At 74.1% G+C, this 12,990-nt stretch carries 17 protein-coding genes; 2 read left to right on the top strand and 15 right to left on the bottom strand.

All coding sequences use genetic code 11. The features are described 5' to 3' along the window. Positions 1 to 86: 86 nt before the first annotated feature. The 15 genes from ACFXOZ_RS40215 to hisI all read right to left on the bottom strand — a co-directional run bounded on the left by ACFXOZ_RS40215 (position 87) and on the right by hisI (position 11,476). Positions 87 to 824, bottom strand: coding sequence for a VIT1/CCC1 transporter family protein (locus tag ACFXOZ_RS40215; RefSeq protein WP_375893368.1), 738 nt, complete (start codon positions 822 to 824; stop codon positions 87 to 89). A gap of 138 nt (positions 825 to 962) precedes the next feature. Beyond that, complete coding sequence (gene lgt / locus ACFXOZ_RS40210; protein WP_375893366.1) at positions 963 to 1,985, bottom strand: prolipoprotein diacylglyceryl transferase; 1,023 nt, start codon at positions 1,983 to 1,985, stop codon at positions 963 to 965. Positions 1,986 to 2,106: 121 nt separating this feature from the next. After that, positions 2,107 to 2,970, bottom strand: a complete 864-nt coding sequence (locus tag ACFXOZ_RS40205) for a DsbA family protein (protein WP_375893364.1) — start codon at positions 2,968 to 2,970, stop codon at positions 2,107 to 2,109. A gap of 62 nt (positions 2,971 to 3,032) precedes the next feature. Beyond that, positions 3,033 to 3,542 carry a MauE/DoxX family redox-associated membrane protein gene (locus ACFXOZ_RS40200; protein ID WP_375893362.1) on the bottom strand — a complete coding sequence of 170 codons (510 nt, stop codon included), beginning with the start codon at positions 3,540 to 3,542 and terminating at the stop codon, positions 3,033 to 3,035. Between the two features lie 128 nt (positions 3,543 to 3,670). Next, on the bottom strand, positions 3,671 to 3,916 hold the full coding sequence (locus ACFXOZ_RS40195; protein ID WP_380398152.1) for a hypothetical protein: 246 nt from the start codon (positions 3,914 to 3,916) through the stop codon (positions 3,671 to 3,673). 209 nt (positions 3,917 to 4,125) lie between these two features. Beyond that, on the bottom strand, positions 4,126 to 4,935 hold the full coding sequence (trpA, locus tag ACFXOZ_RS40190) for a tryptophan synthase subunit alpha (protein WP_380594991.1): 810 nt from the start codon (positions 4,933 to 4,935) through the stop codon (positions 4,126 to 4,128). 2 nt (positions 4,936 to 4,937) lie between these two features. After that, the gene (gene trpB, locus ACFXOZ_RS40185) at positions 4,938 to 6,206 is read right to left on the bottom strand and encodes a tryptophan synthase subunit beta (protein ID WP_380594989.1); all 1,269 of its coding nucleotides are present in this window, start codon (positions 6,204 to 6,206) and stop codon (positions 4,938 to 4,940) included. A 50-nt stretch (positions 6,207 to 6,256) separates the two neighbouring features. Continuing rightward, positions 6,257 to 6,406, bottom strand: a complete 150-nt coding sequence (trpM, locus tag ACFXOZ_RS40180) for a tryptophan biosynthesis modulator TrpM (RefSeq protein ID WP_375893354.1) — start codon at positions 6,404 to 6,406, stop codon at positions 6,257 to 6,259. Positions 6,407 to 6,416: 10 nt separating this feature from the next. Next, complete coding sequence (gene trpC, locus ACFXOZ_RS40175; protein ID WP_375893352.1) at positions 6,417 to 7,223, bottom strand: indole-3-glycerol phosphate synthase TrpC; 807 nt, start codon at positions 7,221 to 7,223, stop codon at positions 6,417 to 6,419. A gap of 226 nt (positions 7,224 to 7,449) precedes the next feature. Continuing rightward, a complete protein-coding gene (locus tag ACFXOZ_RS40170; RefSeq protein ID WP_380527013.1) occupies positions 7,450 to 7,890 on the bottom strand; it encodes a DUF2752 domain-containing protein in 441 nt (146 codons plus the stop codon). A gap of 86 nt (positions 7,891 to 7,976) precedes the next feature. Continuing rightward, complete coding sequence (locus tag ACFXOZ_RS40165; protein WP_375893350.1) at positions 7,977 to 8,252, bottom strand: HGxxPAAW family protein; 276 nt, start codon at positions 8,250 to 8,252, stop codon at positions 7,977 to 7,979. A gap of 170 nt (positions 8,253 to 8,422) precedes the next feature. Next, positions 8,423 to 9,028 (bottom strand): TIGR02234 family membrane protein, encoded by a 606-nt coding sequence (locus tag ACFXOZ_RS40160; RefSeq protein ID WP_375893348.1) that lies wholly within the window; start codon positions 9,026 to 9,028, stop codon positions 8,423 to 8,425. Continuing rightward, positions 9,025 to 9,516 carry a Uma2 family endonuclease gene (locus tag ACFXOZ_RS40155; RefSeq protein ID WP_380594987.1) on the bottom strand — a complete coding sequence of 164 codons (492 nt, stop codon included), beginning with the start codon at positions 9,514 to 9,516 and terminating at the stop codon, positions 9,025 to 9,027. The genes ACFXOZ_RS40160 and ACFXOZ_RS40155 overlap by 4 nt, the downstream gene beginning before the upstream one ends. A gap of 19 nt (positions 9,517 to 9,535) precedes the next feature. Beyond that, positions 9,536 to 11,056, bottom strand: coding sequence for an anthranilate synthase component I (locus ACFXOZ_RS40150; protein ID WP_380527010.1), 1,521 nt, complete (start codon positions 11,054 to 11,056; stop codon positions 9,536 to 9,538). A 48-nt stretch (positions 11,057 to 11,104) separates the two neighbouring features. Further along, a complete protein-coding gene (gene hisI / locus ACFXOZ_RS40145; protein WP_380594985.1) occupies positions 11,105 to 11,476 on the bottom strand; it encodes a phosphoribosyl-AMP cyclohydrolase in 372 nt (123 codons plus the stop codon). A 133-nt stretch (positions 11,477 to 11,609) separates the two neighbouring features. Between hisI and ACFXOZ_RS40140 the strand changes: the two genes are divergently transcribed. Both ACFXOZ_RS40140 and ACFXOZ_RS40135 read left to right on the top strand, forming a co-directional pair. Then, a complete protein-coding gene (locus tag ACFXOZ_RS40140) occupies positions 11,610 to 12,188 on the top strand; it encodes a hypothetical protein (protein WP_380527008.1) in 579 nt (192 codons plus the stop codon). Between the two features lie 48 nt (positions 12,189 to 12,236). After that, a complete protein-coding gene (locus ACFXOZ_RS40135) occupies positions 12,237 to 12,875 on the top strand; it encodes a TIGR03085 family metal-binding protein (RefSeq protein ID WP_380594983.1) in 639 nt (212 codons plus the stop codon). Positions 12,876 to 12,990: the final 115 nt, after the last annotated feature.

Here is a 12,990-nt window from a genome sequence, read left to right as displayed (position 1 = left end):
ACGTCCAGTACGAGGCCGACTCGGGCGCACGCCCAGCCGGGCGCCCAACGCCGCGCGCTGATCTGCCAAGATCCGCCGGACAGGCCCTAGCCGACGTGCCCGCCGATCAGCCACCCCAGCAGGTACGTCACCCCGGCCGCGGCCCCGCCCAGCACCAGCTGCCGCAGCCCGCTGAACCACCAGCTGCGCGCCGTCACCCGGGCCACCACCGCGCCGCACAGGAACAGCCCCAGCCCCGCCAGGAGCATCGCCGGCAGCAGCGTGGTCGCCCCCAGCAGGTACGGCAGCAGCGGCAGCAGCGCGCCCAGCGCGAAGCACAGGAAGGACGAGCCGGCCGCGACCAGCGGGGAGGGCAGGTCGTTGGGGTCGATCCCCAGCTCCTCCCGGGCGTGCACCTCCAGCGCCAGCTCCGGGTCCCGGGACAGCTGCCGGGCCACCTCGTGGGCGAGCTCCGGGTCCACCCCGCGCGAGACGTACACCTGCGCCAGCTCGGCCAGCTCGCCGTGCGGGTTGCGGCTCAGCTCCAGCCGCTCGGCCTCGATCTCGGCCTGCACCAGCTCCCGCTGGGAGGCCACCGAGGTGTACTCCCCCGCCGCCATCGAGCAGGCACCGGCCGCCAGGCCCGCCAGGCCGGTGAGGATCACCGTGCTGCTGGAGGCCGCGCCGCCGACCACACCGGTCATCAGCGCGAAGTTCGACACCAGGCCGTCCACCGCCCCGAACACCGCGGGCCGCAGCCAGCCGCCGTTGACGTCCCGGTGGTGGTCGGCCGCAGGTATCCGCGGGTGCTGGGCGGGCTCGGCTTCCAGGGTGCTCGCAGTCACGGTACTTCCCCTCCGTCTTTCGTTCGTCGACCTGACCGTAGCCCCGTTGACCTGCGCATTTCCAGCAAAGTAAGGCTGTCCGAACAGCACTGAGGCCACCCTTCGCAAGGGTGGCCTCAGTTGCGGGGAAGTCCCTGGTCAGATCGGGTTCTTGGCGTCCTTGCCGGCCTTCTCGGCGCCCTCGTCGGCCGGTTCGGCCGCCGCCTTTTCGTCCAGCAGTCGAGACGGCTTCTCCCCGTCCACCGTCTCGCTCGGCTTCGGAACGGCCGCCTCCGCCTTCTTCGGCGCCGCGTCCTCCTCCTGGGCCGCGTCCTTCTCCTGGGCCTCGGCGTGCGCCGCCGGGTCGATGCTCGCCGGGTCCTCCCGGCCGGGCCGCTTCTTCCCGACGACCACGAAGTACACGACGGCGCCGATGAACACCACGATCGAGGTCCAGTCGTTCAGCCGCAGGCCGAAGTAGACGTGCGCCTCGTCGATCCGCAGCCACTCGGTCCAGAACCGGCCCACCGTGTACGCGGCGACGTACAGCGCGAAGGCCCGGCCGTGGCCCAGCCGCCAGCGCCGGTCCGCCCAGATCACCAGCAGCGCGACGGCCACGTCCCAGATCGACTCGTACAGGAAGGTCGGGTGGAAGACCCCGTTCACGACCTCGCCGTCGGGCAGCGTCTTGTGGATCTCCAGGCCCCACGGCAGCGTGGTGGCCCGCCCGTACAGCTCCTGGTTGAAGTAGTTGCCCCAGCGGCCCATCGCCTGGGCGAGCACGATGCCCGGCGCGATGGCGTCGGCGTAGGCGGGCAGCGGCACGCCCCGGCGGCGGCAGCCGATCCAGGCGCCGACCGCGCCGAGCGCGACCGCGCCCCAGATGCCGAGGCCGCCCTCCCAGATCTTGAAGGCGTTCCAGGGGTTCTTCCCCTCGCCGAAGTAGAGCTGGTGGTCGGTGATCACGTGGTACAGCCGGCCGCCGACGAGGCCGAAGGGCACGGCCCACACGGCGATGTCACCGACGGTGTGCTTGGCACCGCCCCGGGCGACCCAGCGCTTGCTGCCGAGCCAGACGGCCGCGACGACCCCGAGGATGATGCAGAAGGCGTAGGCGCGCAGCGGGATCGGTCCGAGGTACAGGACCCCCCGCGACGGGCTGGGAATGTAGGCGATATCCATGGCAGTTCCGACGCTACAGGGTCCGGCGGCCCCATCCGACACCCCCGGGGTCACAGATACCGAACAACGAACGCCGCCGCCCCCTCCCGCATCGGCGGGAGGGGGCGGCGGCCGGACGCGCTCAGCCGGCCGACGGCGAGGGGTTGTTGGCCTCCGAGGCGGCGGCGGTGGGCGCCGGGGTCTGACCGTTCGTGCCCGCCGTCCCGAGCTGCTTGCCCTGGTTGGCGGCGTCCACCCACTTCACCAGGTTCGCCGGGGTGATCTCCTCGTTGCCGTTCTTCGGGTAGATCGGCTGGCCGTTGAGCAGCACCGTCGGGGTGGACTTGTAGCTGGACTTGTCGAAGTCCTGCTGCACCGCCGACACCCATCCGCCGTACTTGTTGTCGTTGACGCAGGCCTGGAACTCCGGCGTGTCCAGCCCCCCCACCTGCTTGGCCAGGTTGAGCAGCACCGCCTTGTTCCCGAAGGCGTCGTTGGTCTCGTCCGGCTGGTTGCGGTAGAGCACGTCGTGGTAGTCCCGGAAGTGCCCGGCGTCCTGGGCACAGGCCAGGGCGTTGGCCCCGTTCTTCGAGCCCTTGCCCGGCACCGCGCGGTCGATGAACGACACCACGTGGGCGTTGGTGTAGATCTTCCCGGCGTCCTCGAGCTGGTCGATGGTCGCCGAGAACTCGCGCTCGAAGATCCCGCAGGCCGGGCAGCGCGGGTCCTCGTACACGGTGAGCACCGACGGCGCGTTGCTCGCGCCGACCGGGATGACCAGGTTCTTGTCACCGATCGTCCCGGCCGGGGCGGCGGTCGGGGTCTCCGGCTTGGAGCGCTGGTTCTGCACCAGCACGCCGGTGACGACCGCGGCGGCGATCACCACGAGCACCGCTCCGCCGACGACCAGCTTCTTCCTGCGCCGCGAGCCGGCCTCCTCGGCCGCCCGCTGCTCCAGCATCCGCTCGCGGGCGGTGCGCTTGCCTTCTCGGTTCTTCTCGCTCATTGCCTTGACATCCACGGTCTGGGGGCCTTCGTCGGGTGCGGGGATGGGAATGGCCGGACGGGTCAGCTCGCCAGCCAGCCGTCGGCCGAGAGCCGGGTGCGGGGCCGCCACAGCAGGAACCCGGCCAGCAGCAGGAAGCCGGTGTCGCGGAGGATCTCCTGCAGGTACTCGGTCTGCGAGGCGTCGACGTGCCCTCCGCCGCCGAAGCAGCCGCAGTCGATCGAGATCCCGCGCGCCCAGGCCGAGGCGATCCCGGCGATGAAGGCGAGCAGCAGCAGCGCCGACACCCCGGCGACCAGGCGGACGCCGAGGCCGATCACCAGCAGCAGGGCGAGCGCCAGCTCCAGGAAGGGCAGCCCGTAGCCGATCGGTTTGACCAGGCCCTCGGGCAGGATCTCGTACGCCCGCACCGCCTGGGCCGCCTCCGCCGGGTCGGCGATCTTCGCCAGCCCGGCCCACCCCCAGACCACGGCCAGGCCGAGCCGCGCGGCCGTACCGATCCACTCGCTCCGGACCGGCACCCGCCGCGGCGCGGGCGCGGAGCCACCGGACTGCACTGCCGGCCCCGCCATCAGGGAACCCCCCTCGGGAAACTCGTTCACTTCCTGACGAACCGTAAGGGATGAAGACCGGTTCCTCCGGATTCACGAATTAAGCCGGACGAGTGACGTTCCGTCCGATTCCCTCGAACACCCCTACGTCACCGGCACCCCTGCATCCGCCCCGGGTCGAACAGCTCCGGCCGCCCCTCGTGCCGCCCCCGCGCGGCCCGCTCCGCCGCGTCCCAGCGCGCCGCCTCCGCACAGGCCACCGCCTCCCGCTCGGCCCGCTCCGCCCCCCGCTTGGCCAGGGCCTGCCCCACCTCGGTGTGCGCGCCGACCGCGGCCCCCAGAGCCAGCGCGGCCGCCGCCGCCCGCAGCAGCACGGCCCGATGAAGCCCAGCCACCCGCTCACCCCTTCGCTAGCCCGGCCACCCCCGTAGACGTGGTTCGTGCACTCGTCCCTCCACTCAACGCCGGTCAACCCCGCCTGATGCGTGTCGCCCGCGCTCTTCACCCGTTCGGGGCCGCCGCGCCGCTGACGCCGACGGAAAAGCCGGCGGCCCGCTCCCCCCGGAGGGGGAACGGGCCGCCGGCCGACGACTGCTGCCGCGGGTCAGCGCCTGCGCACGCCCTGCGCCAGCTCCCCGGCCAGCGCGCGGACCGCGGCCAGTCCGGCGGCCTCGTCCGCACCGGCCTCCAGGATCCGCTTCACGAACGCGGAGCCGACGATCACCCCGTCCGCGAACCGGGCGACCTCGGCCGCCTGCACGGCGTCGGAGACGCCGAGCCCGACGCAGACCGGCAGGTCGGTGGTGGCCCGGGTCCGGGCGACCAGGTCCTCGGCCAGCGAGCCCACCGCCGACCGCGTCCCGGTCACCCCCATGACGGCGGCCGCGTAGACGAAGCCGCTCCCGGCCGCCGTGACCTCCGCCAGCCGCGCGTCCTTGCTGCTCGGCGCGACCACGAACACGGTGTCCAGCCCGTGCTCGTCCGCCGCCTTGCGCCACTCCTCGGACTCCTCCACCGGGAGGTCCGGCAGGATGCACCCCGCCCCGCCCGCGGCGGCCAGGTCGGCCGCGAAGCGCGCCACCCCGTACCGGTCGACCGGGTTCCAGTAGGTCATCACCAGCACCGCCGTCCCCGGGTGGGCGGCGGCCGCCTCCTGGACGGTCCGCAGCACGTCCTTGATCCGCACCCCGCCCCGCAGCGCGATGTCGTCCGCGGTCTGGATCACGGCCCCGTCCAGGACCGGGTCGGAGTGCGGCAGTCCGATCTCGACGACGTCGCAGCCGCCCTCGATCAGCGCGTCGACTGCCCGGATCCCGCCGTCGACCGTGGGGAACCCGGCCGGGAGGTACCCGATCAGCGCGGCCCGGCCCTCGGCCTTGGCCGCCGCCAGCACGGTGCTCAGCTTCGAAGCCATGATCACTTACCCCCCTCGGCCGCGCCGCCGGCCGCATCGCCGGAACCGGCCGGCGCGTCGTAGAGCCCGAAGTACTGGGCCGCGGTGTGCATGTCCTTGTCGCCGCGCCCGGAGAGCGAGACCAGGATGGTCGCCTCCGGTCCGAGTTCGCGGCCCAGCTCCAGCGCGCCGGCCAGCGCGTGGGCGCTCTCGATGGCCGGGATGATCCCCTCGGTGCGGGAGAGCAGCCGCAGCGCCTGCATCGCCGCGTCGTCGGTGACCGGCCGGTACTCGGCCCGCCCGGTGTCCTTGAGCCAGGCGTGCTCCGGCCCGACGCCGGGGTAGTCCAGCCCGGCCGAGATGGACTGCGACTCGATGGTCTGCCCGTCCTCGTCCTGGAGGACGTACGTCCGGGAGCCGTGCAGCACGCCGGGGTCGCCCTTGGTCAGGGTGGCCGCGTGGCGGGGGGTGTCGGCGCCCTCGCCGGCCGCCTCGCAGCCGATCAGCCGCACGCCGGCGTCCGGGATGAACTCGTGGAAGATGCCCATCGCGTTGGAGCCGCCGCCGACGCAGGCCACGACCGCGTCGGGCAGCCGCCCGGTCCGGTCCAGCACCTGCTGGCGCGCCTCGACGCCGATGACCCGGTGGAAGTCGCGGACCATCATCGGGAAGGGGTGCGGCCCGGCGACCGTCCCGAACAGGTAGTGGGTGGAGTCGACGTTGGCGACCCAGTCGCGGAAGGCCTCGTTGATGGCGTCCTTGAGCGTCCGCGAGCCGGACTTGACGGCGACGACCTCGGCCCCGAGCATCCGCATCCGGGCGACGTTGAGCGCCTGGCGCTCGGTGTCGACCTCGCCCATGTAGATGGTGCAGTCGAAGCCGAACAGGGCGCAGGCGGTGGCGGTGGCCACCCCGTGCTGGCCGGCGCCGGTCTCGGCGATGATCCGGGTCTTGCCCATCCGCCGGGTGAGCAGGGCCTGGCCCAGCACGTTGTTGATCTTGTGCGAGCCGGTGTGGTTGAGGTCCTCGCGCTTGAGCAGGATCCGCGCGCCGCCCGCCTCGGCGGAGAAGCGGTGCACGTCGGTCAGCGGGCTCGGGCGCCCGGTGTAGTCCTTGAGCAGCCCGTCCAGCTCGGCGGTGAAGGCCGGGTCGGTCTTGGCCTTCTCGTACTCCTCGGCGACCTGCTCGACCGCGGCGACCAGCGCCTCGGGGATGAAGCGGCCGCCGTACGCGCCGAAGTAGCCGCGGGCGTCCGGCACCTGGGCGCCGGGCAGGTAGTCCTTCTCGGACATGTGGTTTCCCTTGACGGAGATGGATGACGGTGACGTCTGGTTCGGCTGGTTCAGCCGCGCGTCGTGCGCCATCGCCGTCCGGGTACCTGACCGGGCTCGCACCCGATCACGTACCGCACCCGACGCCCCAGCACCCGGCGTGCGGGCGCGCGGCAGCCGCGCGGGCGGCAGCCGGGGGCGAGTCGGGTGGCGATCTTCATCGGGGCGGTGTCAGTCCTTGTGCCGGACGGCGGGGTGGGCACCGGCCGCGACCAGGTCGGCGACCGCGGCCCGCGGGTCCTTGCCGGTCACCAGGGACTCGCCGACCAGCACCGCGTCGGCGCCCAGGTTGGCGTAGCTGATCACGTCCAGCGGGCCGCGCACACCGGACTCGGCGATCTTGACGATGCCGTCCGGAATGGCGTGGGCGACGTTCTCGAAGGTGTTGCGGTCCACTTCGAGGGTCTTCAGGTTGCGGGCGTTGACGCCGATGATCCGCGCCCCGGCGTCCACCGCGCGCCTGATCTCCTCCTCGTCGTGCACCTCGACCAGCGGGGTGAGGCCGATCGACTCGGCGCGCTCGATCAGCGACACCAGGGCCGGCTGGTCGAGGGCGGCGACGATCAGCAGCGCGAGGTCGGCGCCGTGGGCGCGGGCCTCCCACAGCTGGTAGGCGGTGACGATGAAGTCCTTGCGCAGCAGCGGGGTGTCCACCTCGGCGCGGACGGCGTCCAGGTCGGCGAGCGACCCGCCGAAGCGGCGCTGCTCGGTCAGCACGCTGATCGCCGCGGCACCGCCGGCCGCGTAGTCGCGGGCCAGGGCCGCCGGGTCGGCGATCGAGGCCAACGCGCCCTTGGACGGGCTGGAGCGCTTGACCTCGCAGATCACCCGGATCCCGTCGCCCTTGAGGGCGGCGACGCCGTCCTTGGCTTCCGGGGCCTTGGCCGCGAGCGCCTTGAGCTCGTCCAGGGAGACCCGGGCCTGCCGCTCGGCGAGGTCCTCGCGGACCCCTTCGATGATCGAGTCGAGCACACTCACTCAGGAGCCCCCATCATTTCTGCTGGTTCGCCAGCGCGAGCCGGACGGGCAGGAGCCCGTCGGCCCTTCGATGGTATCGGCACCCGGGTGCGCACAGCGCATCCGCCCGGCCCGCGTCTCGCGGAACGGGACACTCCCCGGTACGGCTCTCAGCTGCGGCTTCACCGGCTCTCCACCGGCCGGGGCCGGGCCGGCCCCGGGTCGGCGCCGGCCCGCCGGGCCTGGCTCAGACCACCGGCGGCGCCAGCCCGGCGCCCACCGGCAGGTTCCGCACCACCGCGAACACCAGCACCAGCAGGCCGATCAGCGCCCAGCGCCGACCTCCCACCGAGACCCGCACCGGCGGCCCGCCGGTCAGCGCCGCCCAGGCCCAGCGCAGCCAGAGCAGTGCCAGCACCGTGAACAGCAGGACGGCCACCGCGTTGTCGTGCAGCGCGCCGGTCAGGTCCCCGTGGGCCAGCGCGTGGACGCAGCGCAGGCCCCCGCAGCCGGGGCACCACCAGCCGGTCGCGGCCAGGAAGGGGCAGTCGGGGTAGTGCCCGGGGGCGTTCGGGTCCACCGCCGCGACGTACCCGGCGGGAACGGCCACCGCCGCCAGCGCGGCCAGCGGCGGGACCGTCCGGCGCAGCACGGGCGGCGGGGCGGGGGTGGTGGGGGCGGCGTTCACGCCCCGATTGTGCCCGCGCCGGGCCCGGACGGAACGAAACGGCGGGCGTGGCGCGCCCGCCGTTCGGTTGTGCGAATACCCGCTGGTCAGGCGGCGACGGCCTCGCGGGCCTCGACGGCCGCCCGGCGGGCGGCGTGCTGCTCCGCGACCGACTTGTAGACGTTGGTGCTGGCCTGCTTGCCCATGCCGGCCATCGACATGGCCTTGCCGACGATGCCGCCCACCAGGACGACCGCCAGACCGGCCCAGACGAGCAGCGGCGACGGCAGGATCATCGCGACGCCCGCGATGCCGAAGCCGACGAAGGAGATGACGACGCCGGTCCAGGCGGCGGGGTTGTGGCCGTGTGCTGCTGCTGACATCGATGGTGCTCCTAGGCTCTCGGGGCCCGGCCGGGCCTGCGGGGCCGCCGGCGGGTTGACGGTTCCCATTGTGCCGGGCCACACACCGGCCCCCCAAAGCGGGTGGCCCGTCTATCGCGTCACACCACGGCGGGCGCCGCACCACGGCCGGCGCCGCACGGCGGTGGACGCTACCCGGCGGTCGGGTCCTCGCCGCGGTCCAGGGCCTTCCACAGGTCACCGGGGGTGTCGGCCTTCGCCGGGGCCTTGCGGGTCGGCGCCTCGTAGCGGCTGCCCATGGCCGGCCAGCCGCGGCCGTGGCGCAAGGTGATCAGCCCGGCCACGGCGAGCAGCAGTCCGCCGGCCAGCGCGACCCAGGGCCAGCCGGTGTGCGACACCTCGGTGGCGGTGGAGCCGGCCAGCGCCAGCTTGCCGGAGGCGGCGCTGTCCAGCGCGGCGGTGTCCGAGGCCCCGGCCACCGAGGCGGCGGCCGCGCCCAGCCCGGCCAGCAGGGTCAGCGCGCCGACCGCGAGCCGGCCCGCGCCGCGCACCGCGAACACCGCGACGGCCGCGGCCAGGCCCACCAGGGCCAGCCCGCCGGGCAGTTCGGAGATCTTGCCGCCGGTGACGGACACGTCCAGGGTGCCGGCCCGGCCCTCGGCCCAGGTCCGCCCGGCCGCGGTCAGCACCAGCACGGCGCTCAGCACGGTCAGCAGCAGCATCACGCCGAGCGTGCGGCGGCCTGCCCCGGACGGGGCGGGAGCGGCGGGGGCGGGGGTCTGGTCTGCAGCGGTCACCCGTCCACTATCCCCCGGGCCACGCCCCGCGCCGTACCCGGGGTGGGGAACTCGTCCGTGCGCAGCACCACCGTGCGCCCGCCCATCGGCAGGAACAGGTCGTTGCCGAAGGGCACCCGTTCGGCCTCCCGGTACACGCCCCCGGGGGACGGCGCGGTGTGCACGGTGCAGGCGGCGGCCGCCGGGTCGACCACCACGTACAGCGGCACGCCGCTCTCCGCGCAGGCCCGCGCCCAGGCGTGGTCGCGGCCGGGGTGGGCCACCTCCAGCACCACCTCGGCCGCGGCGGCCGCGTACCGGCCCCGGGCGTTGTGGACGGCGCCTGCGGCGAGGACCACCAGGTCCGGGGCGAGCGGGCCGTGCGCGGCCGGGAAGTCGATCAGGACGCTGGACAACACCCGTCCCCGGCCCCCGAGTTCGCCCCGGATCTGGACGGCCGCGCCGAACACGGCCTCCCAGCGCAGCTCGTCGTACGGCAGCTCGGGCATCCGGCCGCCTCCTCACGCCTCAGGACAGTTCCGGCCTCCGCAGCGTATTGGCGGTGGCGACGGCCCGCAGCACGGCGGCCGCCTTGTTGCGGCACTCGGTGTCCTCGCCGTGCGGGTCCGAGTCGGCGACCACGCCGGCGCCCGCCTGCACGTACGCGGTGCCGTCGCGCAGCACCGCGGTGCGGATCGCGATCGCGGTGTCGGAGTCCCCGGCGAAGTCCAGGTAGCCGACGCAGCCGCCGTACAGGCCGCGGCGGGTGGGCTCCAGCTCCTCGATGATCCGCATCGCCCGCGGCTTGGGCGCGCCGGACAGGGTGCCCGCCGGGAAGCAGGCCGTCAGCACGTCGAAGGCGCTGCGCCCGGGGGCGACCTTGCCGGTCACCGTCGAGACGATGTGCATCACGTGGCTGTAGCGCTCGATCTGCATGAAGTCGACCACCTCGACGCTGCCCGGCTCGCAGACCCGCCCCAGGTCGTTGCGGCCCAGGTCGACCAGCATCAGGTGCTCGGCCCGCTCCTTGGGGTCGGCGAGCAGCTCGGCGGCCAGCGCCGCGTCCTCGTGCGGGGTCGCGCCGCGGTGCCGGGTGCCGGCGATCGGGTGCAGCATCGCCTCCCCCTCGGTGACCTTGACCAGCGCCTCCGGGCTGGAGCCGACCACGTCGAAGCCGCCCTCGGCGCCGCCGTCCGGACCGGGGAAGCGGAACAGGTACATGTACGGGCTCGGGTTGGTGGTGCGCAGCACGCGGTAGACGTCCAGGGCGGAGGCCGGGCAGGGCGCCTCGAAGCGCTGCGAGGGCACCACCTGGAAGGCCTCGCCGGCCCGGATCCGCTCCTTGACCTCCTCGACCGCGGCCCGGTACGGCGCCCCGCCGAACGGCGAGTGCACCTCCCCCGGGCCGGCCGGGGTGAAGGTCGCCAGGCCCGGGTCGACCGGCTTCAACAGGCCGGCCTCCATCGCGTCCAGGCGCGCCACCGCGTCCGCGTACGCCTCGTCCACGCCGCTCGCCAGGTCGTTGTGGTTGACGGCGTTGGCGATCAGCAGCACCGTGCCGTCGGAGTGGTCGAGCACCGCGAGGTCGGTGGCCAGCAGCATGGTCAGCTCGGGGAGCCCGAGGTCGTCCGGGTTCAGGTCCGGCAGCTTCTCCAGGCGGCGGACGACGTCGTACCCGAGGTAGCCGACCAGGCCGCCGGTCAGCGGCGGCAGGCCGTCGTCGGCGCGCCGCGGGGTGTGCAGCGCCTCCAGGGCGGCCCGCAGCACCTCCAGCGGGTCGCCACCGGTCGGGATGCCGACCGGCGGGGTGCCCAGCCAGCGGGCGCCACCGTCGGGGTCGACGGTCAGCGCGGCGGCGCTGTGCACGCCCACGAAGGAGTAGCGCGACCAGTTGCCCTGCTCGGCGGACTCCAGCAGGAAGGTGCCGGGCCGCTCCTCGGCGAGGCTGCGGTACAGGCCGATCGGGGTGAGGCCGTCCGCGAGGAGCCTGCGGGTGACGGGGATGACCCGGGTGTCGACGGCGAGCTTGCGGAAGGCTTCGAGGTCCATGCGGGGCGGCACCTTCTGGATTCTGGAGTCGGCTGTGGTCGGGGTGGGTCAGGAGAGCGGGAGGACGTCGGCGTCGAAGCAGGTCCGGTCGCCGGTGTGGCAGGCCGCGCCGCTCTGGTCGACCTTCACCAGCAGGGTGTCGCCGTCGCAGTCCAGGGCCACCGACTTGACCGCCTGGACGTGACCGGAGGTGTCGCCCTTCACCCAGTACTCGTTGCGGCTGCGGCTCCAGTAGGTGCAGCGGCCGGTGGTGAGCGTGCGGTGCAGCGCCTCGTCGTCCATCCAGCCCAGCATCAGCACCTCGCCGGTGTCGTACTGCTGCGCGACGGCCGGGACCAGGCCGTCCTCGGTGCGCTTGAGGCGGGCGGCGATCACGGGGTCGAGCGCGGTGGAGCCGGGGGCGGCGGGTGTGGTGGACATGGGGCCATTGTGTCAGCCCCTCCGGGCCGCGAACCGCTCCGTCCGGGCGGTGAACCGTTCGCGGGCGTCCCGTTCGGGGTCAGTTCCGCCAACCGCCTGCCGGGGGCGGCCCCGGTGGTCCATCCTCGGGGCCATGACCTCCGAGCAGCAGCCGCCCGAAGCCGCCGCCACCCGTCCGCCCCGGAGCCTGGTGATCACCGTCGCCGCCGTCCTGGCCGTACTGCTCGCGGTGGTGGCCACCGTGCTGCTCTGGCCCGAGGACGCCCCGAAGCCCACCGCCGCCCCGCCCCCGCCCTCGGCCACCCCGACCCCCACCCCCACCCCGACCCCCACCCCCACCCCCACCAAGCCGCAACCCCCGTACGCCTGGTTCCCGGTCGGCACCTGCTTCGACCACCCCCAGCTCAGCCCCGTCATCACCAAGGCCGAACAACGCCCCTGCGCCGGCGACCACGACGGCGAGGTCATCGCGAACCTCCAGCTCCCCGACGGCCTCACCGGCGAGATCCCTCTCGCCCTCGCCATGCGCGACGGCTGCAAGACCGCCGAGACCACCGCCGAATCCCACCAACCCCCCGGCCGGACCTACTACCCCCGCCAGTTCGGCCCCGCCCTGGCCAACTACAAGGACGGCTGGCGCGACTACACCTGCACCCTCACCGCCGGCAACAAACAGGGCAGCCCCAAACTCACCGCCCCGCTCCACCCGTAGACAGCGGGAAGGCCCCGGCCCGCACAGGACACGCCCTAGGCTGGCGGCATGTCGAACCACGCGCTCGCTGAGCGCCACCGCCTCGCCGAACTGCTCGCCGCCGCCGGGCCGGACGCGCCCACGCTGTGTGCCGGGTGGAGTACCCGGGACCTGGCCGCGCATCTGGTGGTCCGGGAACGCCGGGCCGATGCGGCGGCGGGGATCCGGGTCGGCGCCCTGGCCGGTCACACCCAGCGGGTGCAGGACGGGTACGCGCAGCGCCCGTACGAGGAGCTGGTGCGGTTGTTCCGGGCCGGGCCGCCGGTGTTCTCGCTGTTCGCGCTGCCCGGTGCGGACGAGGTGGCGAACACCGTGGAGTACTTCGTGCACGCCGAGGACGTCGCCCGGGCGGGCGACGACCGGGCGGTGCGGCCCGTCCCGCCCGGCCGGGCCGAGGCCCTGTGGCGGCGGCTGCCGATGATCGCGCGGTTCGAGGCGGGCCGCCGTTCCCCCGTGCGGCTCGCGCTGACCCGCCCGGACGGGCAGTCGCTGACGGTCGGTCCGGCCGGCGCCCCGGTGGTCCGGATCACCGGGGAACCGAGTGAGCTGGTCCTGTTCGTCTACGGCCGCGGGGCCCGCACCGAGCTCGCCGTGGACGGTGACGGGGACGCCGTCGAGGCGCTCCGGCACGTCCTGCCGCTCCCGTAGAAGGCGGGCCCAGGGTCCGTCTTCGAACTCCCGTCGTCCGCCCGCAGGGCGGGCGGGGCGGCGTTGGGGTGCGTGCATCGCAAGGCGGAGGAGGGAGCCCAATGCAGCGCATTGG

It is taken from the genome of Kitasatospora sp. NPDC059160 (genome assembly GCF_042755465.1).
Classification (GTDB): domain Bacteria; phylum Actinomycetota; class Actinomycetes; order Streptomycetales; family Streptomycetaceae; genus Kitasatospora.
Note: the sequence above shows the minus strand (reverse complement) of the source record. Positions and strands in the feature narration are given on the sequence as shown.

What these genes read in the sequence shown, in the direction of transcription:
- hisI (WP_380594985.1), bottom strand. Translation starts at nt 11,476, where the DNA reads ATGTCCACCACACCCGCCGCCCCCGGCTCCACCGCGCTCGACCCCGTG.
- ACFXOZ_RS40135 (WP_380594983.1), top strand. Translation starts at nt 12,237, where the DNA reads ATGTCGAACCACGCGCTCGCTGAGCGCCACCGCCTCGCCGAACTGCTC.
- ACFXOZ_RS40140 (WP_380527008.1), top strand. Translation starts at nt 11,610, where the DNA reads ATGACCTCCGAGCAGCAGCCGCCCGAAGCCGCCGCCACCCGTCCGCCC.
- trpA (WP_380594991.1), bottom strand. Translation starts at nt 4,935, where the DNA reads ATGGCTTCGAAGCTGAGCACCGTGCTGGCGGCGGCCAAGGCCGAGGGC.
- ACFXOZ_RS40165 (WP_375893350.1), bottom strand. Translation starts at nt 8,252, where the DNA reads ATGTCAGCAGCAGCACACGGCCACAACCCCGCCGCCTGGACCGGCGTC.
- lgt (WP_375893366.1), bottom strand. Translation starts at nt 1,985, where the DNA reads ATGGATATCGCCTACATTCCCAGCCCGTCGCGGGGGGTCCTGTACCTC.
- trpM (WP_375893354.1), bottom strand. Translation starts at nt 6,406, where the DNA reads ATGAAGATCGCCACCCGACTCGCCCCCGGCTGCCGCCCGCGCGGCTGC.
- ACFXOZ_RS40155 (WP_380594987.1), bottom strand. Translation starts at nt 9,516, where the DNA reads ATGCCCGAGCTGCCGTACGACGAGCTGCGCTGGGAGGCCGTGTTCGGC.
- ACFXOZ_RS40200 (WP_375893362.1), bottom strand. Translation starts at nt 3,542, where the DNA reads ATGGCGGGGCCGGCAGTGCAGTCCGGTGGCTCCGCGCCCGCGCCGCGG.
- trpB (WP_380594989.1), bottom strand. Translation starts at nt 6,206, where the DNA reads ATGTCCGAGAAGGACTACCTGCCCGGCGCCCAGGTGCCGGACGCCCGC.
- ACFXOZ_RS40150 (WP_380527010.1), bottom strand. Translation starts at nt 11,056, where the DNA reads ATGGACCTCGAAGCCTTCCGCAAGCTCGCCGTCGACACCCGGGTCATC.
- ACFXOZ_RS40205 (WP_375893364.1), bottom strand. Translation starts at nt 2,970, where the DNA reads ATGAGCGAGAAGAACCGAGAAGGCAAGCGCACCGCCCGCGAGCGGATG.